The following is a 19,890-nucleotide window of genomic DNA, read 5'->3' as shown; positions in this document are numbered from 1 at the left end:
AAAGAGTTGTGAAAAATCACAACTCTTTTATAATTATAAACTATTTAATATCACTCTTATTTTCTAAAAAAATCTTATTACTGTTCAAGAGATTTTTGTAATAACTATTATATGAAGGACTAATTTTTCTAATCAAGGGAATCCCTTCTTCATAATAATTATTTTCAATCATATATTTTCTTATCTTATCCCTAACTTTCTTTAAGATGCTATTTTCATAGGCTTCACTTTCCAAAAATTCTTCATAAGCCTTTACATTATCTTTGTTTTCCCTTAGCCAGTCCTCTATATTATAAGCCGCCTTAATTTTTTCACTGTTTATTTTTTCCAAATCTTCATTATTAAAATCTCTAGTCAAATTTTCTATATAATTTTTTTCTTCTTCTGTAAAATCAATTTCAGGAAGATGGTCCAAAAAATTTATATAATCATTAAAGGCTTTCTCTTCATCTTCTTTTAACTTTTCTTTTAAAAAGGGTTTATAAGCCATAAAAAAAGCTTGACCAAAATATCCTGGAAAAATTCTTGTAAGTTTCTCATAAATACTCTCTTCCTTTTCCAAAGAATTTAATTCATCAGTGATTTCTTTTAAATCATCGCCCATAATTATTCTTTCTAGCAAATCCTTTTTGACTTTTTCTAGTTCAACTTTATAATCCCTATCTCTTAATATTTTCCCGGTTTCATTTTTATTTGTATCTAAAATATTTTTTATTTCAGAAACATTTAGCCCAAGTCTTCTGTAAAGGGAAATTTTTATAAGCCTATTTAGGTCTTCCTCTGAATAATCCCTATAATTATTTTCCTCTATGGCTGGAGATATCAACTTTTTCTCTTCATAATACAAAATTGCCTTTCGTCTAAGTCCAGTAATTTTTTCAACTTCATTTCTTTTCATAATCCACCTCCACTTATAGTCTAAGCCTGCCCCTTGGGTTCAAGTCAATAAAATTTATAAAAAAAGATACCCACAAAGGGTATCTTCTTTAAATTATTTTAAAATATATTATTTATCTTATCTTCTGCCAAGTTCAGCATCGTAGATATAAAGACCTGCCCAGCTTTCGTTGATTCTTTCAAGTCTTTCGATAATTCCTCTGAAATTATCTTCTTCTTCAACTTGTTCGTCAACATACCATTGTAGAAGTGAAGTTACTCTGTGATCATTTTCTTCAACTGAAAGATCCACTAGTTTATTAATTCTTCTTGTAACTTCTTGTTCATGTTCATAAGCTGTCTTAAAAGTTTCTGTGAATGTTCCAAATTCAACTTCTGGTTTTTCAATTCCTTCAAGTTCTGGTCTTACATCTATTTCAAATAAGAATTGTCTTAACTTTTCTGCGTGAGCAAATTCTTCTTCTGCTTGTTTATTAAAGAAGTGAGCAAATCCATCCATTCCTTTATCTTTTACATAATTGGCCATTGAATAATAAATGTATCCAGATGCTACTTCAAAATTATATTGTTCATTTAATCCCTTTAATAATTTACTTTCCATAATAATAAACCTCCGCAATTTAATTTATTTTATACTATTTAGCCTCAAGCTATAATACTCATATTACTATGTTACCCTCATTTTTTTATTTAAAACATTTAATTAGAAATTCCTAAATTATCTATTGAAATTTTTGAATTACCCATAAATTTAAACTCAATTTTATTTATTTCATCTAAATTTATTTCACTATTTTTATTTTTAAAATCTTCTAGTGGAATTAAAACTGTCTGTGGCATAAATCTCTTTACATAATCACCTGTTAAATAGTCAGTTTTGTAGATAAAGGATTTTGTAATTGGACTTAAAATTTTATATTTTGATAAATTTAGTGAAGATGAATTTCCCCAAGTGTCTTGAATTTCTACACTAATTTTATCTGAATTTTCTTCATAATTTAAATTTTCCATGTCAAATTGTAAAAATTTTCCCCTTGGAATTTTTTCTGTAAATCTCAAGCCATAATTTGAACCTTTTTTTGCCTCCATAAAAACTGCAGTAGTTTTGGAATCACTTTCTCCATAATCATGACTATCTTCATAAATTTGATTTAAGTCATAAAAATTTATAATTCCGCCTTCTATTGAGCTTGTATTTAAGTCGTAATCTTCTTCAAAATTTGCAATTTTATAAAAACTTGAGTCCATATATCTGTTGTAGTAATTTGTCTTTGGAAGGTCATTATATTTATTTGGTCCTTCCCTAAAAATTTCTCTGTTATAAGTTTTTCCAAAGGCATTTTCCAAAAAGTTAAGGCTATAAATTGATAAAATTTCTCTTTGATCGTCGCCCTTTAATAGTTCTTTTCTGTTTAAGAAAAATCCCTCTGCTGGATCTAAATCATAATCGCCCCAAAGTGAATTGAAGTTGCCATGATTTCCATATCCAAAGTAAAGAGCTGCTTTAAAATTATCTTTCTTACCAGAAAATATTACATTGTCATAAAGAAGCATACCTTCAAAACCGTCTACGTCGGCGTCATTACTGCCAGCTATTGTAAGATAGTCTACATCCTTTAAAATTATACTCTTATCTGATGGTTCGTATTGATCGTAAGTTGGAGAAACTGTTATAACTGCCTTTATATTAAAATTATAGGCGTGATAAATATTTCCATCGTCAGGATGAAGATTTAGTTCATTGAAATTATAGGCTATAGCTGCTGCTTCTCCACCACGAGAATGGCCAAGTAGGGCTATATTTTCTGAGTCGAATTTGTTATAAAGGACGCTATCTTTAATTTTATTTCTCGAAAAAATATTTTTTATATTTTCTAGAAGTAGAACTGCTCTGGCGTCATTTTCATTGGAAAGACCAAATTTAAAAAATCCATTTAGCATATTTTCATCAACAGATACAAGGGCAATTCCTCTCTTGGCTAAATAGTGTCCTAAATAATCATAGCCCAAATAATTTTTTGTAGTGAATCTGTGATTTCCATGAAGGACAAATAAAACTGGCGCTTTTTGTAAATTTTTTGGAGCATAAATTCTTCCCTTAACTTCTGTTTCCTTTAAAGTCTTGCCAAAATATTTGTCTCTTACTTTTTTTATCCTACCACTATATCCTACAAAATCAGATAAATCTACAGGTCTTCCTTCATAATCAATTACTTCAACTTCATATTTTTCTGCTTTTGTGGCAATTTTATTTTTTTCACCTGCTAGATCATAGATTTCTCCGCTATTAAATCCAGGAAATAACATAAAATAAATAGAAGCTCCAATAATAAACGTGCTTGGAAGTAAAAATATAAGTGCCTTTTTCTTTTTATTCTTTGCAAAAGAAATTAAGGATTTTGCAAAGGCGACTATGACGATAAAAGCTATCCCAATAAAAATTACTTCAAAATAATCTATATCAACATAATATAGACACTCCTCATAAAAATATTTTATTCCATAAATTAAAAGCCCATAAACTGCGAGATTTTTTGTCCTAATTCTCTTTAAAAGTAGAAAAATAAATTTAAGTAAAAAGCATACTATAAGATAAAAAATAAAAAATAGTACCGCAAAAATTGTAAGAGAAAGAGCTTTAGGCACCTTAAAATCTTCTATGTAGTAATAAAAAAATGTGGCAGAAAATAAAGACATTATCGCCACAATTATAAAAGCAAATCCACTAGCTCTCCCAAAGTGTTTTTTGAAAAAATTATTTATTTTATTTGATATTTTTATTAAAAAATTATTTATTCTCATAATAAGGGGATAAGAAAAAACTTATCCCTAATCCCTCTCTAATTCTACAAGTTCACTTTCGTCGTACTCTTCTACATTAAGTGATTTTGATTCATTTATAAAAGTTTTGTTAAATTCACGAGTTCTCTTAATCTCATCAAGTTCAAGATAAACAGTTTCTTTTTCATCTTCAACCTCATACATAACCTTTACAAGTTCTTGTATTGTATAAGTTGATACTACTGTTGCCTTACCTCTTTTTGTTTTTACAATTTCGCCAGCTCTAGGCATTTTTTTGTTTATACATTCGTAGCCATCTTGTTCATACTTTAGGCAGCACATAAGTCTACCACAAATCCCTGAAATTTTTGTAGGATTTAAACTTAAATTTTGATCCTTTGCCATTTTTATTGACACAGGAGAAAATTCACTTAAAAAAGTTGAACAACAAGTTGGTCTGCCACAACAACCAAGTCCTCCAACAAATTTAGCTTGGTCTCTTACTCCAATTTGTCTTAGCTCAATTCTTGTTTTAAAAATTGAGGCAAGATCTCTTACTAATTCTCTAAAGTCAACTCTACCATCAGCTGTGAAGTAAAATAATAATTTTGAGCGGTCAAAAGTGTACTCGCATGAGATTAATTTCATATCAAGACCATGCTCTTCTACTTTTTGTTCACAAATTATAATTGCTTCCTTGGCCTTATTCCTATTTTCCACATTGATATTTTTATCTTCTTGGCTTGCTAAACGTATAACAGGTTTTAATTCTCCCTTTATACTTTCTTCATCTATATCTTTTAAAAGCTCAACTGCACCAAACTCAAGTCCACGAACAGTTTCAACTATTACATAATCTCCAATTTTTAAATCTATATCAATGGGATCAAAATAATAGATTTTGCCAGTTCTTTTAAATCTGATTCCAGCTATTTCTATCATCTAATTCCCCCTAATTCCATTAAAAGTGTCTCCACATTTAAGTCAAAATTTATATTTTTTTCCCATCTAATAAGGGCATTTATAATTGCATCATAGGATTTTATAGCTCTTTCTATATTTACATCCTCTAGTTTTAATAAATCTATTTTATCAATATTTACAATTTTTTCTTCTCTTCCACTTTTTACATAAACTAAATCCAAATACCAAGTTAGCATAAAATTTAATATCTCAGGAAAATCCTCACGATTATCTTTAAAAAATTTATGCTCGTCAAAAATAAATTCAGTATTTCTAATAATTTTATCAAGAACCTTTATTAGGTCCTCTCTTTTTGACAAAAGTTCTGGATCTTCAGAATATTTAAGGGCAAGACTAACATTTCCATTGGAAAGGCGAGAAAAAAGTCTTGCATTTTTTTCTGTAATATTTGCTTTTTTTAAAAAATTTTCTATTCTTTTTACTGTAACATCAGAAAATTTTAAAACCCTGCACCTAGAAATAATTGTCGGAAGAATTTTTTTCATGGTGTTTGAAATTAAAATTAAAATCAAATAATCCATTGGCTCTTCCAAAGTTTTTAAAAGTGCATTTTGTCCTTCTACTGTTACCTTGTCGAAGTCGTCAATAATTACAATTTTATGGCTTCCAGTATAGGGTTTAGAAAAAGAATTTTCAATAATTTCTTCAATTTCTTCTTTTTTTATATTGCCCTCACTTTTTACAATAAAAAGATCAGCATCCTCATAATCATCTATTCCACTAAAAAATCTAATAGATTCACTATCTTCTTTTAAAATAGCTCTCGCAAAATTTTTTGCGTGAGAAAATTTTCCTATTCCCTTTGGACCACAAAAAAGATAAGCGTGGCTGTAAGACTTATTTACTAAATCTTTTTCCAAGCTATTTATTATTTCATTATTTTCTAAAAACATTAAATTCTCTTAGACTCTTCTAAGTCCACAACAAAAATTGTTGCTCCAGAAACTTTAAAGTCACCTTCATCTATGTGAATATCTTCTGGTTCAGTTAGTTCCTTAAATATAGAATAGATTTTATCAAGATCACTTTCTTCACATCCTAATAAAAGTGTAGTATTACCTGATTTAAAAAAACCTCCAGTGGAAGAAAGTCTTGTAACATAAATATCTTCGTCTAAAAATCTATCAATTATGTCATCTGTGTATTTTTCTTGCACTATTGCTATCATCATTTTCGTATTCATAATATCACCTAAAACTTTTTAAAATCAACTACATCTATTACAAAAATTGTAGCTCCGCCAACTTTTACACTTATTGGCACAGGAATCATTGCTTGACCGGGAATATTTATTGGTTGAATAGTTCTTTTAACTTCTCTAGTTTTTGAGTTTTCTTCCAAAATTCCCATAAACTTATCTTTTTCTTCGTTTTCAATACCCGAAAGAAGTGTAACATTTCCAGATTTCAAAAAACCTCCAGTTGAGCTTATTTTTGTAACCTTAAAATTATTTCTGTTGAGTATTTTTATTAAATTCTCGCTGTCTTCATCTTGAACTATTGCGATTACAAGTTTCACAAAATCATCCTTTCTTTTAGAACTTTCATGCAGTCGCAAAAAACTTCCTCAATACTTTTACTAACATCTATAAAATAATAGTTGTCTTCTTTTTCCAAGTTGTTATAGTAGTCGCGAACTTTTTTGTGAAATTCATCTGGCTCTCTTTCAAGTCTGTCATAAGAAGACTCATCTTTTCTATTAAGAGTTTCTCCCCTGCTTCTAAAAACAAAGACAATATCTGGCTTAATCCTTCCCGTTGCAAAATTATTTATAGAAAGAATATCTTCCAAATTTTGACCCCTTGCATAACCTTGATAAGCAAGAGATGATAGGACATATCTCTCACAGAGAACTGTAGTTCCCTCCTCTAAGGCAGGGATTATTTTTTCATAAGTATGTTGAGCTCTTGATGCAGAATACAAAAGAGCTTCAGTCCTCATGTCCATTTCACTTAAATCTTTATCTAGTATGATTTCTCTAATTTTTTCAGAAATTCTTGTTCCACCAGGTTCTCTAGTTTTTATTGCTTTAACTTTATTTTTTAAAAGTTCTTCATAAACTAAATTGCAAATTGTGGATTTTCCAGACCCATCAGGTCCTTCAAATGTAATAAATGCACTCATTTAACTACCTCAATTTTATCTTTGTGAAGTCCAATTACTTCTATTCCTTCTCTTAAAAATCTTTCAATGCTTTCTATCGCGTTATTATCTATAATTTCACCAAAACTCACAAGAGGCACTCCTGGAGGATAAGCTGCAATAATTTCCTTGGAAATTCTTCCATAAGAATCCTTATAGGAAATATATTCTCCCTGAGATAAATTAGCTTCTCTTGGACTTAGTCCCATCTTTGGAATATCAAATTTAAAGGGCAAAATTTTCTTAAAATTATAATTGTTATAGGATAAAATTGCATTTCTTAATTTTTCTATTTCCTCTTTAGTATTTATTGGAGAAATTATGGCAAGAGCGTAATATAAGTCTCCCATCTCAAGCCTTATATTTTTATTTTTTAAAAAATCTTCTACAACTTCTTCGCCACTCATATCCCCAATTCTAAATAAAAATTTCATGGGGTCATTTCCTATTATTGACTCATGATATAAGTCAATATTATAATTAATATCTCTCTTTAAATTTTCAAGGTCTCTAGTCCTATTTTTTAGCTCAATTCTTCCGACTTCATCCATATATTTTAAACCTGCTTCAATTGAAAGCATAAATAAATAAGATGGCGATGTTGAGTTATAAATATTTACATACTTTAATAATTCTTCATGAGAAAACCTATCTGTTCCCCTGTGAATTAGGGCAGTTTGCGTAAGTGACGGAATCATCTTGTGAGTAGAATTTATAACTAAATCTGCTCCTGCATCTAGGGCAGAATATTTCTTTAAGTCTGAAAAATAAAGATGTGCCCCATGAGCTTCGTCTACAATTACTGCAATATTTTTTTCGTGAAGAATTTTTATTATTTCTTTTAATTTTAAAATTCCGCCATAGTAATTGGGACTTACTAAGACACAAGCAGAAATATTATTTTTTTCTATCTTATCTCTTAACTCTTTTTCATCAATGCCAAAATACATGGCCCTGTTTTTGTCATAAATTGTATTTAAATAAACTGGCTCTAAATCATTTAAAAGAAGAGCATTATAAATGGACTTGTGGGCATTTCTCTGGATTAAAATTTTATCTTTTGCTCTTGTCGCCATAGCTATAGAAATGTGAAGTGCGCCAGTAGATCCATTTGTAGTTATAAAGGACTCCTTTGATGTGAAAAGTTTTTCTATTTCCCTGTGAAGGTCCTTAATTGCTCCCTTTGGATTTAGGAGATTATCTGTGTCTAAAATTTCTGTCAAATCACTTTTTATGTCTAAATCAAAAAAATTTTTGCCCTTGTGAGCAGGCATACCAAAGGAAATTAAATTTTTTACTTTATCAATTTCATTTTTCAAAGGGCTCTTCATCTTTTCTCCTCAACTTCCTTTAATTATACTATAATTTAAAAGCATTTAAAAGTTATCCCTTTTTATAAAAATCTCCTTTTATAGAAACTTCGCCACTAGAAAGAGTAATTCTTTTTTCTCCTGTGTCTACAATTAAATTGCCCTTGTCGTTAATATCAACACCCTTGGCAGTATATTTTTTACCATTTAATTCAAAAGTTAGATCTTTTCCAATTACTAGGGAATGGGTCTTATAATATTCAATAATTTCCTTATCTTTTTTTTCATAATTATTTTCATAAAAGGCATTTAAAATGCTTGATAAAATTTCATTTCTTATAACATCAGTTCCAATATAACCTGCAATGTCCTTTAAATCTTTAAAACTGTCGTCCTTTGGCTCATTTACATTTATTCCAATGCCAACAATTACAGATTTCACACTTCTGGATTCAAAATCTGCATCAAGCTCAGATAAAATTCCACAAATTTTTCTGCCATTAATAAACAAGTCATTTACCCACTTTATTTGTGCAACTTTTCCTGTTGCTTCTTTTATTCCCTCTACCACAGCGACAGCTGCCTTAACTGTTGTCAAATCAAAATAAGAAAAATCATAAAAATCTTTAGGGTGAAGAATTATGCTAAAGTAAACTCCACTGCCCTTAGGTGATGCGAAACTCTTTCCTGTTCTTCCACGTCCACCCTTTTGCATGTCAGAAACTATTACAGTAAAATCTTTTACATCACTTGAATAAAGTCTCCTCTTGGCTTCAGTGTTAGTTGAATCTATTTCGTCATAGACAATTATATCAATGTCCTTTAATTCTTCCCTAAGTCCCTTTCTTATTCCTTCCTCAGATAATTTGTCATCCTTCTCCAAAAGTTTGTAGCCTAGTTTTGTTTGCGACTCAATTTGAAAGCCACTTTCCTTTAAAGTATTTATTGCCTTCCAAATTGCAGTTCTTGAAATATTTAATTTTTCTGCTAATTCTTGACCAGAAATATAATTTGCTCTATTTTTTTCTAATTCTTTTAATACAATATCCTTCGTTTTCAATATATCACCTTATTCTTGACAATTTTGTAAATCTACTGTAAAATAATTTTCTAGGCTATGGAGAGATGTCCGAGAGGCTGAAGGAGCCCGCCTGGAAAGCGAGTATACATGAAAATGTATCGGGGGTTCGAATCCCCCTCTCTCCGCCATCGCCATGCTAAGCGGGAAATTAGCGATGTCCTGTACCTGCAATTCGCTACAGCAGGGCTGAATTCCCATTGGAGGACTTTAATTTTGCAGTCTGCCCCTTATAAGTGGTGTTGATGATTGGGTCCTGCGCAACAGAAACTTATGAACCGTGTCAGATCTTGATCGAAGCAGCACTAAGTAAGATCTTTTGTGTGCCGCAAGGGTCGCCTAATTTGAGCTAACTGTAAGGGTAACGTGTGAGGTTAATTTTCGATATTGGGTGCATGGCTACATATAGTCCCATTTATTTGGGACTTTTTTTATTGCCCTTTTTTAAAAAATAAGAAACATTTAAAAGTTCTCCATCCTTTAAAATATTCTTTTCTCTCAAATGCTTTTCTGCTCTAGAGTAAAATTCTCTTTTTGAGCCTGTCACATAAAAATAATCTCTTATGTAATTTTCCTTTTTGTAGTTATAATCTTCTAAAATGGCATCAGTATTGGAAAAAATTTCAGTGCCAGTTTTTTCTAAATCAAAATATTTTATGAAAAAATCTTTTTTTAAATGAAGTCCACTTGAAGCCAAAAAAATTAAATCAAAGGAGCTTAAATCTAAAGAGGAAAAATATTCCTCTGAGATCATTTTAAGAATTTCATCAGCAATTCCATCGTTACAAGCATTTATAAGTAGTGGCACATCTATATATAAAACATCTGAATCTGTAAAATTTTCTAAAGTTTTTTCAGATGAAGTGAGTTTTGTCCCTAGACACAAGATTTTTTTATCCTTTAAATGTTTTTTTAATGCCCTTTCTCCAAATTCTGCTTTATCATTATCCTTAAAAAAATTTATGGCATCAAAATCCAAGACATAAATCTTTTTATCCTTTTTAAAAAATTTTTGCAAAAATTCTATTCGAGCATTTACAGCATCTCTTTTGTAAAGCCCATAATATTCAAATTTGTCATCAACATAATAGTTTAAATAGTCTCTTTTTACTTCATAAAGTCCTACAATGCCAGGACCTGTGTCAAAAACTGCCAAAGCCTTCACCTACTCTTACTTTGTATGTATACTTATAAATTTTTTTAAAATATAGATAAGCTTCTTCCAGGGATTTTTTATCTTGAAAAATTCCAAATATGCTGGCACCACTTCCACTCATAAGAGCAGCCGAATTAAAGGATCTCAATTTATTTTTTATCTCCAATAAATCTGGGTGCATCTTAAAAACAACATCTTCCATTTTATTTCTTAGATAAAAATTTAATTTTTCTATGTCTAAATTATAAAGACCCTCTAAAATGTTAGAAAAATCAATTCTCTTTTCCTCAATTTTTATTTTTTGGTAGACTTCTTTTGTTGATACGCCGTAGCCAGGGTTTATGATTAAAACATTTTCAAGTTCAATTGGCCTTAGGCTTTTTAAAATATCTCCTATTCCCTCCGCTATTTTTGTTCCACCAGTCATCATATATGTAAAATCTGCTCCAAGAATTTTTGAAATTTCTATAAGTTCAGATTTTGGAATTTTTAAATCGTAAAGCTCATTTAAGGCGTAAAAAGTTTGTGCTCCATTAGATGTTCCACCAGCAAGACCTGCTGCAATAGGAATATTTTTTTTAATCTCAACTTTAAAGGGAAGATCATAGCCCACTTTTTCTTTTAAGATTTCATAAGCTTTATATATTAAATTATCTTTATAATTAAAGGAAAATTCTGGTATTATTTCTAGTCTATTACTCTTAGTAAAAGTCATCTCGTCATATAGATCTGTCATTACCATTAAGGTCTTTATTTCGTGGTATCCTCCATCTATTTCTCCCAGAACATCAAGAGATAAATTTAACTTTGCATGAGCCTTTTTTTTAATCATAATACACCTCAAGTTAATTATAATTCATAATTTATTTTTTTGCATCATTGTAAAGTCTAGATTTAATATTAAAAAATTTTTAACAAAATTAAATTTGGGCAAAAAAATAAGCTGCCTAAGCAGCACTTATTTTACGAAATCATCTTTGCGTCTTTATAACTTACATCTTCATCTAAAACTGTAACTTTTACAGTAGAAGTAAGTACATCAGAGTAAGTATAACTTGCAGTAACAAGCTCTTCTCCATTAAAGACTTCAAGTACAAAAAGACTTGGATAAATTGCCTTTAAAACTCCCTTGCGAGTGACAATTTTTTTTCTGCCTTTATTGGCCTTTACAATAACTTTTTTTCCTATATGGTTTTCAAGCTCTTTCTTTATTAATTGCATTTGATTCATTTGATACCCATTCCTTCCAAAGACTTTTAATACTTGTTCATTATACTATAAAAATAAATTTCTGTCAAATAAATCTATAATTTTACTCCATAAATTTTTCTTTGTCAATAAATATTACAGTAATTTTTTTTGAAATTTTTTTATATATTTTATTTTTATAAAAAATATTTTTATAGTAGCTTTTTTGAAATTTTTATTTTCTTCAAATGTGTCTATAATCTTGTATTTTGTTAAATAATGCTAGATTTTTCAAGCGAACTATTGTATAATTATGTATTGTTATTAAGTGGATTGGAGGTATTGATGCAAAAAAACAAAAAAGTCATTCTCGGAATGAGTGGCGGCGTGGATTCATCCGTGTCTGCAATTCTTTTAAAGGAAGCTGGATATGATGTTACAGCTGTCTTTATGAGAAACTGGGCTGAAGATGACGGAATGTGCACTGCAAGAGAAGATTACATTGATGTTGTCTCTGTCTGTTCACAACTTGACATTAAATATTTTACTGTCAATTTTGAAAAAGAATATAGAGATAGAGTTTTTTCTTACTTCCTTAGTGAATACAAAAAAGGCAGAACTCCCAATCCAGATGTAATGTGCAATACTGAAATTAAGTTCAAGGCCTTTCTTGACTATGCAATGGATTTTGATGCTGACTATATTGCAATGGGACATTATGCCAGAACAAAAAAAATTGATGGGAAAACTTATCTTTTAAAGGGTGCCGATCTAAATAAGGATCAGTCTTATTTTTTGTCAAGAGTTAAGTCAGAAGCACTTGCAAAAACTCTCTTCCCTGTTGGTGATTTAAATAAGGCTGAAGTAAGGCGCATTGCTGAAAAATATAAGCTCTCTACTGCTTCAAAAAAAGATTCTACTGGAATCTGTTTTATTGGCGAAAGAGATTTTAATGAATTTTTAGATCAATTTCTTTTTACTAAACCTGGTAAAATTGTGGACGAAAAGGGCAAGGTAATTGGAGAACATTCTGGTCTTATGCACTACACAATAGGTCAAAGGCGTGGGATTGGCATTGGCGGCGTTGGAAGTGGTGAACCCTTCTTCGTTGCCGACAAAGATTTAAAAAACAATCTTTTAATTGTTGCTCAAGGTATTAATAATCCTGTGCTTTATAAAGATGAATTTGAAGTCGAAGATATTTTTTGGATTACAGAAAATCCTTCTCTACCTATAGATTTATCTGTTAAAATAAGATATAGAGCAAAGGATGAAGAAGCGACATTAGAAAATAATAAAGGTAAATATGTTGTTAAACTGAAAAAACCACTTAAGGGTGTTACACCTGGTCAAGTATGTGTTTTTTATCAAGGCGATGTATGTCTTGGTTCAGGTATTATAAAATAATTTTTGGAGGTATATATGAAATTAGTTTTAAACAAAAGAGAATCTAAAGGTAAAAACAAAGTTGATAAACTTAGAGCTAATGGTGAAGTTCCTGGAGTTCTTTATTCAAAGGGAAATGAAGCTAAATTATTATCAGGTCTTGAAAAAGATTTATTAAAAGCTTTTTCTGATGAAGGATATTCAAACATCTTTGAAATCGAAGTTGATGGTGAACCTACTTCTGTTCTTTTCAAAGAAGTTCAAATGCACCACATTAAAAATGCAATGGTTCACTTTGACTTATATGAAGTTGATATGAACACTGAACTTAGTGTTGAAGTACCAGTTGTTCTTGAAGGTAGAGATGAAGTTAAGGTTCAACCTTCTTCATTAATCCAAGTATTAAATGAAGTAACTGTAACTTGTCTTCCAAAATATCTTCCATCTGAAGCAATTGTTAATGTTGTTGATATGCAAATTGGCGATGTAGTAACTGTTGCTGATCTTGATATTTATGGCGATGAAAATATTAAAATCGAAGTTGATTCTGAAGAAACTGTTGCAACTCTTGTTGAACCAACAGAAGAAAAAGAACCAGAAGAAGGAGAAGAAGCTTCTGCTGAAGTTCCTACTGTTTCTGAAACTGAAGCAAAAGAAGAAACTGAAGAATAATTTGTATTTTAAAAGGGCTCTTGGAGCCCTTATTTTTTTGCAAGTTTTTTTCTTGCTATATTTTTTATTTAAATTATTATGAGATAAGTTTTAAAACTCCCCTTGGATCTTCTGCTATATTTTCTGTGTACTTCAAAAGCATTTCTCTTGAACCTGTGCCACACAAGACGCCAAGTTTTATGGTGTCCTTTCCAAAAATCATATCAACTTTAGAATCACCAACAATAATAATTTCTTCATCCCTTAGAGAATATTTTTCTTTAAAAATTTCAAGACTTTCAGTGCTAGGTTTCTTTTCATATAAATCTGCAGCTGCATAAAAATCTATAAAATCATTTAATTTTAAGTATTCCATAGAAAATTTTGCATTTCTAAAGTTATCTGATGTGAAAAGTCCAATAATTATGCCTCTACTTTTTAAATCACTAAATAAATTTTTTAGGTCGCAAGTTTCTACTATTTCTTCTTTATTTTCCTTTAAAAATTCTAAAAGAAAGTCGTCGATTTCCCTATATATTTCATCTATTTCTCCATCTAAAAATTCTGAAAAAATAAGAGCCAAGTCCTTTACTGTTTCTGATGATAAAATGGAATTTTCTTCCACTTCATTATTTTCCTTAACACCAATTTTCTTAAATAGCTTTTTCTTTTTATCTTCACTTAAATTTTTTTCATTTAAAAATTTTACAATTGAATCTACCCAAATATCTGAAAATTTGAGTAGAGTTCCATCTTTGTCAAATAAAATTGCCTTAATCATAGTAAGTCTTGAAGTTCCTTCCAAGTTTTTATTTTTTTCTCACTTTTATCCAAATTGTAGAAGTGGGGATTGGTAAAGCCATAAAGTTCTTTATCCTCACACCTCACATTTGCCCTTACATAGTGATAATTTTCATCTAAATCTAAATTTACTTTTAAATTATCTTCATAAGTTTTAAAAATTTCGCCATCTACTATTAATTCTATATGAAGTTTTTTACCATGGAAAGTATTTTCTTCTAATTCCATGACAAATTCACTGTCGCCAATCTTTTTAAGTTCAAGTAATTTTTCACGAGATACAGAAATTTTACCTGCAAGCATGGATCTTTTTATTTCATCTTTTGAAAGATTTTTTGCATGTATAAAGGTCTTTGGATCTCCAAGAAGTGATGGATAATCTGCATTTTCATATTTTTCACTAGGATAAAGATGGGAATCACTTCCTCCAATTCCATAGACTTCGTAGCCATTTTTAAGAAGTATATCCCAAGCCTTTAAAGCTTTTTCCATGGCATCAATAGAAGTCATATAAGTTGGATCATTTATTATTTCCATAAATCTTAAGTCCTCTAAAGAATATTCGCCAACTAAAAATTCATATGTTTCCATAAAGGGATGGTTTATTGAATATATTTCTCCTTTTAAATCTTTTAAAACTTCTAGCATCCACTCTTCTCTATTAAGCCCCTTAATTGAATGCTTTTCGAAAACTGACTTATTAGTGAAAAATACATTTACATGACCAAATTTTGATGTTATTTCTGTTCCTTCAATAATTAATAAGTCTGTGTCAGGAAATTTAGTCTGATTAAAATTGTGGTCTGTTGGAGAAAAAAATGAAAGTCCTCTTTTTTTTGCAACTTCTATATTCTCTTCTTGTGATAATTTGCCATCAGAATAAAAAGTGTGAGTGTGAAAGTCTCCAGCATACCACTTCTCTTCCCTGCACTTTATTTCATCTTTTTCTATTTCAATTTCTTTTATTGCATCAAGGGGACTTTTTTCATCTTCAATTTTTAAAAGGACTTCTCCTTCTTTATAAAGAAGATAAGTTATTCTATAGTCCCCACTTTCTAAATTTTTAAAGCCATTAGAGGATTTTAAAATATCCCTTGCCATAAATCTTTCTACATCTCTATTTGCAGTGATGCTTCCCACGATTTTATCATCTCTATAAATAAATAGGCTTATAAAAAATTTTTCTCCCCTTATGCTAAATTTTAGAGAATCCCCATTTAAGTCTTCTAAATTTACATTCAATTTAATTTCACTGTAGCCATCTTTTAAATTTTCTATTATATTTTTCATATTTCTCCTTAAAAAAAAGCTTTGGGAATTACCCAAAGCTTGATTTTTTAAATTTTTATTTGTTTAATTCATCAAGTGCTTTTTGTGCAGTTTTTGCTGCTTCGTCAAGAGCAGTCTTTGCATCTACATTTTGAAGTTCAACCTTATCTGCTGCAATTGAAAGTGCATCTGTAATTTTTCCATCAGTTGGGTCGATAAAGGCAGGAGATGCGTGCATTGCTTGTTCATAAGGAACTCCTGCATAAGGATTTTCTTTTATAAATTTTTTATATTCAGCAACATCTGCTGCAGATTTTCTTACTGGAATGTAACCAATTTTTTCTGACCACTTAGCAGAAACTTCTGGACTTGTGAAATAAGCTATCCATTCATAAGCTGCTTTCTTTTGTTCTTCACTAGCTGCTGCAGGCACAAGAAGTGAGTGAGCATTTGCTACTGGCTTTCCTGGGTTTCCATTAAGTCCTGGTTGTGGGAGAGAAGAAATTTTTGTAAAGTCAAGATCTCCCTTGTCTCCTGATGAACCAGTGTAAGACATAGCTTCTCCATTCATTACATTATCAATAGTTCTATACCAATATTCCCAGCCTTGTCCGCCTGATTCAATTTTTGTAGTTTTATTTTCAAAAATTTGTTGTCTAACAAAATTCCATGAGTCAACCCATTCCTTGCTGTTGATTAAAACTTTTTTGCCATCATCAGATAAAATTTTTCCACCATTAGATAGAGCAAGGTCCATTAAATTTTCATGATTATACATTACAAGGTGTCCCCATTTTGCTATGCCCTTGTCTTGAATTTCTTTTGAATATTTAAAAGTATTTTCCCAAGTGCTATAAACTTTCTTTGGATCAAGACCTGCTTTTTCAAGTAAATCCTTTCTGTAATAAATAACTTGAGTTGTACCATAAGCAGGGAAACCATAAACCTTTTTGTCTACAATTGCTGGTTTCATAAATACATCTAGATAATCATCAAGAGGAGTTCTGTCATCCATGTATTTTGTTAAATCTGCAAGCATTCCATCTTTAACTCTTAATTCAATGTTTGAGCCAATATAAACTGCTGGTGGTTCTTTAGCTGCAATAGCTGCTTGAACCTTTTGAAAAGTTTCATTGTAGTCAGCTTGTTGAACTCCAACAACTGTTACCTTGTCTTGTGATTCGTTAAATTCCTTAATAATTTCTTCCATAGTTTCGCCAGCAACTGATCCAAGTCCATACCAAAATTGAATTTCAGTTCTTCCCTTTGAATCTGCTGTTTTTTCTTCTGTCTTCATTGCATTTTTTGCAGAGCTAGAGCAGCCTGTAAAAAGCATAAGTCCGCATAGCATAATTAATGCTGTTTTGAATAATTTTTTCATTTTTTCTCCTTTAAATTTTTTATGTTAATTAATATTAACCCTTAATACCGCTATCAGAAATTCCCTTTATAAACCACTTTTGTAAAACAATAAATAGAATTAAAAGAGGAAGAACTGAAATAGTGTTGCCCGCCATTAAAAGGGGCAAATTTTCACCAAAATTTCCCTGTGATGTGAAAAATTTATTTAAACCCACGCTTATCAAATACTTTGACTTTGAATTTGTAATAAGTGAAGGCCACATGTAATTGTTATACATTGTTACAAATTGAATTAAGGCATTTGTAAGTATTGTCGATTTTGAAATTGGAAGGACCACCTTTAAAAGTATGTCCAAATCACTGGCACCGTCCATCTCAGCAGCTTCTATTAACTCTTTTGGCACTTCTTTAAAAGTGTTATAGAGCATATAAATTGTAAAAACTGCCACTGCATTGGAAATAATAATCCCAGATAAAGTGTCTATTAAATTTAATTTTGCAAGTATTACATAACTTGGCACATAAGTTGTGGCAGCTGGAAGCATATAAGTTAAAAGTATACCCTTAAACATTAGACCTCTCAGTTTAAAAGAAAATCTATACATACCATAGGCAAGCATTACTCCAGTTATAATTTGAAGAATAACTATTACTATTGATGTGACAATTGAATTTATAATATATAAATCAAAGGGCGCTAAATTTAAAGCTCCTATAAAATTTCTCAAATCTAAAAAATCTGGCATAAAGCTAAGAGGCTTTCGCATAATAGATTCTGTAGTTTTAAAAGAATTTGACATCATCCACATTAGTGGAAAAAATGTAATTATTGATAAAATTATGAGAACAAAATGTCTACCTATTTTTTTCATCATGATTCTACCTTCTTTCTCATAAAAATCATAAGAAGAGAAAGAATTGCAGTAATTAAAACAATAATAAGTGACACTGCACTTGCCTTTCCCATATTAAACTCTTCAAAGGCCATTTGATAAAACAGATATAAAAGTGTCCTTGTGGAGCCAGCAGGTCCACCTCTTGTTAAAACTGAAAACTGATCATAGGCTTGAATTGATGTGATTAAATTCATAATTAATAGAAAAAAAGTTGTCCTCTTTGTCATTGGAAAATAAATATATTTTATTTTTTCAAAAATATTTATTCCTTCAAGCTTGCCCACTTCAAATAAACTATTGGGAATCTTGCTCATGGCATCGGTGTAAAATAACATTGCCCAGCCAGAGTTTTTCCAAATAGTTACTATAATTACAGCTATCATTGCTGTATTTTCATTAGATAACCAGTCAGGTCCACTTATACCAATCATGGCAAGGCACCTATTTATAAGACCAACATCCCCTCTTAACATCCAGGACCAAACAATTGACATGGCAACCATGGGAGTGACCCAAGGTGAAAACAAAAATCCCTGATAAATTACCTTTCCCCTAAAATTTCCTTGGAGAAAAAGCGCAAATACAAATCCAAAAAATAATACAGGCACAAGAGTTCCAATTCCAAAGACAAGGGTGTTTTTTAATGCTTGCCAAAAAAAATCATCTTGCAAGATGTATTTGTAATTTTCTACTCCAACTAAGTCAAAATTGGGACTTACATAATTCCAATTTGTAAAGGAAATTAGAAGGGATGCAAGCATTGGCAAAAACCAAAAAATTATAAGTGGGGCTAAGGGAATAAAAAAATAAATAAAAAATTCTTTAAGTCCAAGCCTTCTCTCATAAGACTTTCTTCCACTAACTCTCATAGTTTTCACCTATAAAAATTCTGTCTCCAGAATTCCTGTCAAAGAAATAAGCCTTATCTCTTGGGATTTTTACAAAAAGTTCTCCATTGTCTTTTGGATTTTTTTCAAGGTCGCATTTTAAAATTATTTTATTGTCAAATAATTTGCCAGAAATATTATAATCAGACCCCAAAAGTTCAATTAAATTGACGCTAAAAGGCATGCCTTCATCTCTTGAAAGTTCAATAGATTCTGGTCTTATGCCAAGAGTTACTAAGCCATCTTCTAAATCTATTCCACTTAAAATTTTATTTTCTTCCTTGTCATAAAAGATCTTATCCTTTATTTTTCCCTCAATAAAATTCATTGCAGGAGACCCTAAAAATCCTGCCACAAAGGCATTAATTGGATTAGTATAAAGTTCTCTTGGGCTTCCAATTTGTTGAATTATTCCATCATTTAAGCAGACAATTCTTGTTGCCATTGTCATTGCCTCAGTTTGATCGTGAGTTACATAAATAACAGTAGAACCCAACTTGTTTTTTAAATTTACAATTTCTTCTCTCATTTCAACTCTTAATTTTGCATCTAAGTTTGATAGAGGTTCATCCATTAAGAAAATGTCAGATTCCTTTACAATTGCTCTTCCCAAGGCAACTCTTTGCATTTGTCCTCCAGAAAGATCCTTTGGCTTTCTATTTAAGTAATTTGTAAGATTTAAAATTTCAGCAGTGCTTCTAACTTTCTCATCAATTATTTTCTTGTCAAGTTTTCTGATTTTTAATCCAAAAGCTATGTTGTCGTAGACAGATAAATGAGGATAAAGTGCGTAAGACTGAAAAACCATAGCAATGTTCCTATCCTTTGGGGCAAGATCATTGGATAATTTTCCATCAATGTAAAGTTCTCCGCTAGTTATGTCTTCAAGACCTGCAATCATTCTTAGACTAGTGGACTTGCCGCAACCTGAAGGACCAACAAAGACGATAAATTCATTTTCTTTTATGTCAATAGAAAAATCTTTTACAGAATAATCTTCATTTTCTTCATACTTCTTGCAAATATTTTTTAAGCTAATTTTGGACAATTCCCCTCCTCCTTTCACCTCAACCATTCTACTTATTAATTAAATAGAAAAAATA

The 19,890-nt window shown here is 30.4% G+C and carries 21 protein-coding genes, 1 tRNA gene and 1 other RNA gene; 4 read left to right on the top strand and 19 right to left on the bottom strand.

Translation table 11 applies throughout. The features are described from left to right. Window positions 1-40: 40 nt before the first annotated feature. From JOD41_RS03850 to JOD41_RS03805, 10 genes are all read right to left on the bottom strand, one after another. Window positions 41-898, bottom strand: coding sequence for a MerR family transcriptional regulator (locus tag JOD41_RS03850; protein ID WP_205051653.1), 858 nt, complete (start codon window positions 896-898; stop codon window positions 41-43). Between the two features lie 117 nt (window positions 899-1,015). Beyond that, the gene (locus tag JOD41_RS03845) at window positions 1,016-1,498 is read right to left on the bottom strand and encodes a ferritin (protein WP_205051652.1); all 483 of its coding nucleotides are present in this window, start codon (window positions 1,496-1,498) and stop codon (window positions 1,016-1,018) included. Between the two features lie 98 nt (window positions 1,499-1,596). Beyond that, complete coding sequence (locus tag JOD41_RS03840) at window positions 1,597-3,594, bottom strand: alpha/beta hydrolase family protein (protein WP_239540990.1); 1,998 nt, start codon at window positions 3,592-3,594, stop codon at window positions 1,597-1,599. Between the two features lie 132 nt (window positions 3,595-3,726). Then, window positions 3,727-4,620 (bottom strand): PSP1 domain-containing protein, encoded by an 894-nt coding sequence (locus tag JOD41_RS03835; RefSeq protein ID WP_156702767.1) that lies wholly within the window; start codon window positions 4,618-4,620, stop codon window positions 3,727-3,729. Continuing rightward, window positions 4,617-5,555 (bottom strand): DNA polymerase III subunit, encoded by a 939-nt coding sequence (locus JOD41_RS03830; protein WP_205051650.1) that lies wholly within the window; start codon window positions 5,553-5,555, stop codon window positions 4,617-4,619. Before JOD41_RS03830 ends, JOD41_RS03835 begins: the two co-directional genes overlap by 4 nt. After that, window positions 5,555-5,845 carry a cyclic-di-AMP receptor gene (locus JOD41_RS03825; RefSeq protein ID WP_205051649.1) on the bottom strand — a complete coding sequence of 97 codons (291 nt, stop codon included), beginning with the start codon at window positions 5,843-5,845 and terminating at the stop codon, window positions 5,555-5,557. Before JOD41_RS03825 ends, JOD41_RS03830 begins: the two co-directional genes overlap by 1 nt. An 8-nt stretch (window positions 5,846-5,853) precedes the next feature. Further along, window positions 5,854-6,180 (bottom strand): cyclic-di-AMP receptor, encoded by a 327-nt coding sequence (locus tag JOD41_RS03820; RefSeq protein ID WP_205051648.1) that lies wholly within the window; start codon window positions 6,178-6,180, stop codon window positions 5,854-5,856. Further along, window positions 6,177-6,785 carry a dTMP kinase gene (gene tmk, locus JOD41_RS03815; protein ID WP_205051647.1) on the bottom strand — a complete coding sequence of 203 codons (609 nt, stop codon included), beginning with the start codon at window positions 6,783-6,785 and terminating at the stop codon, window positions 6,177-6,179. The genes JOD41_RS03820 and tmk overlap by 4 nt, the downstream gene beginning before the upstream one ends. Further along, window positions 6,782-8,134, bottom strand: a complete 1,353-nt coding sequence (locus JOD41_RS03810; protein WP_205051646.1) for an aminotransferase class I/II-fold pyridoxal phosphate-dependent enzyme — start codon at window positions 8,132-8,134, stop codon at window positions 6,782-6,784. Before JOD41_RS03810 ends, tmk begins: the two co-directional genes overlap by 4 nt. A gap of 52 nt (window positions 8,135-8,186) precedes the next feature. Further along, window positions 8,187-9,173, bottom strand: coding sequence for a biotin--[acetyl-CoA-carboxylase] ligase (locus tag JOD41_RS03805; protein WP_205051645.1), 987 nt, complete (start codon window positions 9,171-9,173; stop codon window positions 8,187-8,189). A 59-nt stretch (window positions 9,174-9,232) separates the two neighbouring features. On the opposite strand from JOD41_RS03805, the gene JOD41_RS03800 reads away from it, so the two are divergent. Then, window positions 9,233-9,322, top strand: a tRNA-Ser gene (locus tag JOD41_RS03800). 3 nt (window positions 9,323-9,325) lie between these two features. Next, an RNA gene (gene ffs / locus JOD41_RS03795) (signal recognition particle sRNA large type) lies at window positions 9,326-9,590 on the top strand. A 16-nt stretch (window positions 9,591-9,606) separates the two neighbouring features. Here the strand turns inward: ffs and JOD41_RS03790 are convergent. From JOD41_RS03790 to JOD41_RS03780, 3 genes are all read right to left on the bottom strand, one after another. Next, window positions 9,607-10,356 carry a hypothetical protein gene (locus JOD41_RS03790; protein ID WP_338046851.1) on the bottom strand — a complete coding sequence of 250 codons (750 nt, stop codon included), beginning with the start codon at window positions 10,354-10,356 and terminating at the stop codon, window positions 9,607-9,609. Next, window positions 10,334-11,179 carry a 4-(cytidine 5'-diphospho)-2-C-methyl-D-erythritol kinase gene (ispE, locus tag JOD41_RS03785; protein WP_205051643.1) on the bottom strand — a complete coding sequence of 282 codons (846 nt, stop codon included), beginning with the start codon at window positions 11,177-11,179 and terminating at the stop codon, window positions 10,334-10,336. The genes JOD41_RS03790 and ispE overlap by 23 nt, the downstream gene beginning before the upstream one ends. 131 nt (window positions 11,180-11,310) lie before the next feature. Beyond that, entirely contained in the window at window positions 11,311-11,577 is a 267-nt protein-coding gene (locus JOD41_RS03780; protein ID WP_019124852.1) for a Veg family protein, read from the bottom strand. Window positions 11,578-11,880: 303 nt separating this feature from the next. Here JOD41_RS03780 and mnmA point away from each other — a divergent pair, with 303 nt between their 5' ends. Together mnmA and JOD41_RS03770 are read left to right on the top strand one after the other, a co-directional pair. Further along, window positions 11,881-12,942: a tRNA 2-thiouridine(34) synthase MnmA gene (gene mnmA / locus JOD41_RS03775; protein ID WP_205051642.1), complete on the top strand. Its 1,062-nt coding sequence runs from the start codon at window positions 11,881-11,883 to the stop codon at window positions 12,940-12,942. Window positions 12,943-12,957: 15 nt separating this feature from the next. Beyond that, on the top strand, window positions 12,958-13,593 hold the full coding sequence (locus JOD41_RS03770; RefSeq protein ID WP_205051641.1) for a 50S ribosomal protein L25: 636 nt from the start codon (window positions 12,958-12,960) through the stop codon (window positions 13,591-13,593). 76 nt (window positions 13,594-13,669) lie between these two features. Here JOD41_RS03770 and JOD41_RS03765 read toward each other — a convergent pair whose 3' ends face one another. The 6 genes from JOD41_RS03765 to JOD41_RS03740 are packed head-to-tail and all read right to left on the bottom strand — an operon-like array spanning window position 13,670 to window position 19,835. After that, window positions 13,670-14,377, bottom strand: a complete 708-nt coding sequence (locus JOD41_RS03765) for an HAD family hydrolase (protein ID WP_239540987.1) — start codon at window positions 14,375-14,377, stop codon at window positions 13,670-13,672. Beyond that, a complete protein-coding gene (locus JOD41_RS03760; protein ID WP_205051640.1) occupies window positions 14,350-15,663 on the bottom strand; it encodes a CehA/McbA family metallohydrolase in 1,314 nt (437 codons plus the stop codon). The genes JOD41_RS03765 and JOD41_RS03760 overlap by 28 nt, the downstream gene beginning before the upstream one ends. A gap of 55 nt (window positions 15,664-15,718) precedes the next feature. Further along, window positions 15,719-17,023 carry an ABC transporter substrate-binding protein gene (locus tag JOD41_RS03755; protein ID WP_205051639.1) on the bottom strand — a complete coding sequence of 435 codons (1,305 nt, stop codon included), beginning with the start codon at window positions 17,021-17,023 and terminating at the stop codon, window positions 15,719-15,721. Between the two features lie 34 nt (window positions 17,024-17,057). Then, window positions 17,058-17,879, bottom strand: a complete 822-nt coding sequence (locus tag JOD41_RS03750; RefSeq protein WP_205051638.1) for a carbohydrate ABC transporter permease — start codon at window positions 17,877-17,879, stop codon at window positions 17,058-17,060. Continuing rightward, on the bottom strand, window positions 17,876-18,769 hold the full coding sequence (locus tag JOD41_RS03745) for a carbohydrate ABC transporter permease (protein ID WP_205051637.1): 894 nt from the start codon (window positions 18,767-18,769) through the stop codon (window positions 17,876-17,878). Before JOD41_RS03745 ends, JOD41_RS03750 begins: the two co-directional genes overlap by 4 nt. Then, window positions 18,759-19,835, bottom strand: a complete 1,077-nt coding sequence (locus tag JOD41_RS03740) for an ABC transporter ATP-binding protein (RefSeq protein ID WP_205051636.1) — start codon at window positions 19,833-19,835, stop codon at window positions 18,759-18,761. The genes JOD41_RS03745 and JOD41_RS03740 overlap by 11 nt, the downstream gene beginning before the upstream one ends. Between the last annotated feature and the right edge of the window lie 55 nt (window positions 19,836-19,890).

It is taken from the genome of Peptoniphilus gorbachii, from assembly GCF_016908115.1.
In the GTDB taxonomy this organism is placed as follows: domain Bacteria; phylum Bacillota; class Clostridia; order Tissierellales; family Peptoniphilaceae; genus Peptoniphilus_A; species Peptoniphilus_A gorbachii.
The sequence above is the reverse complement of the archived record's forward strand: the minus strand, read 5'-3'. Positions and strand labels throughout refer to the sequence as shown.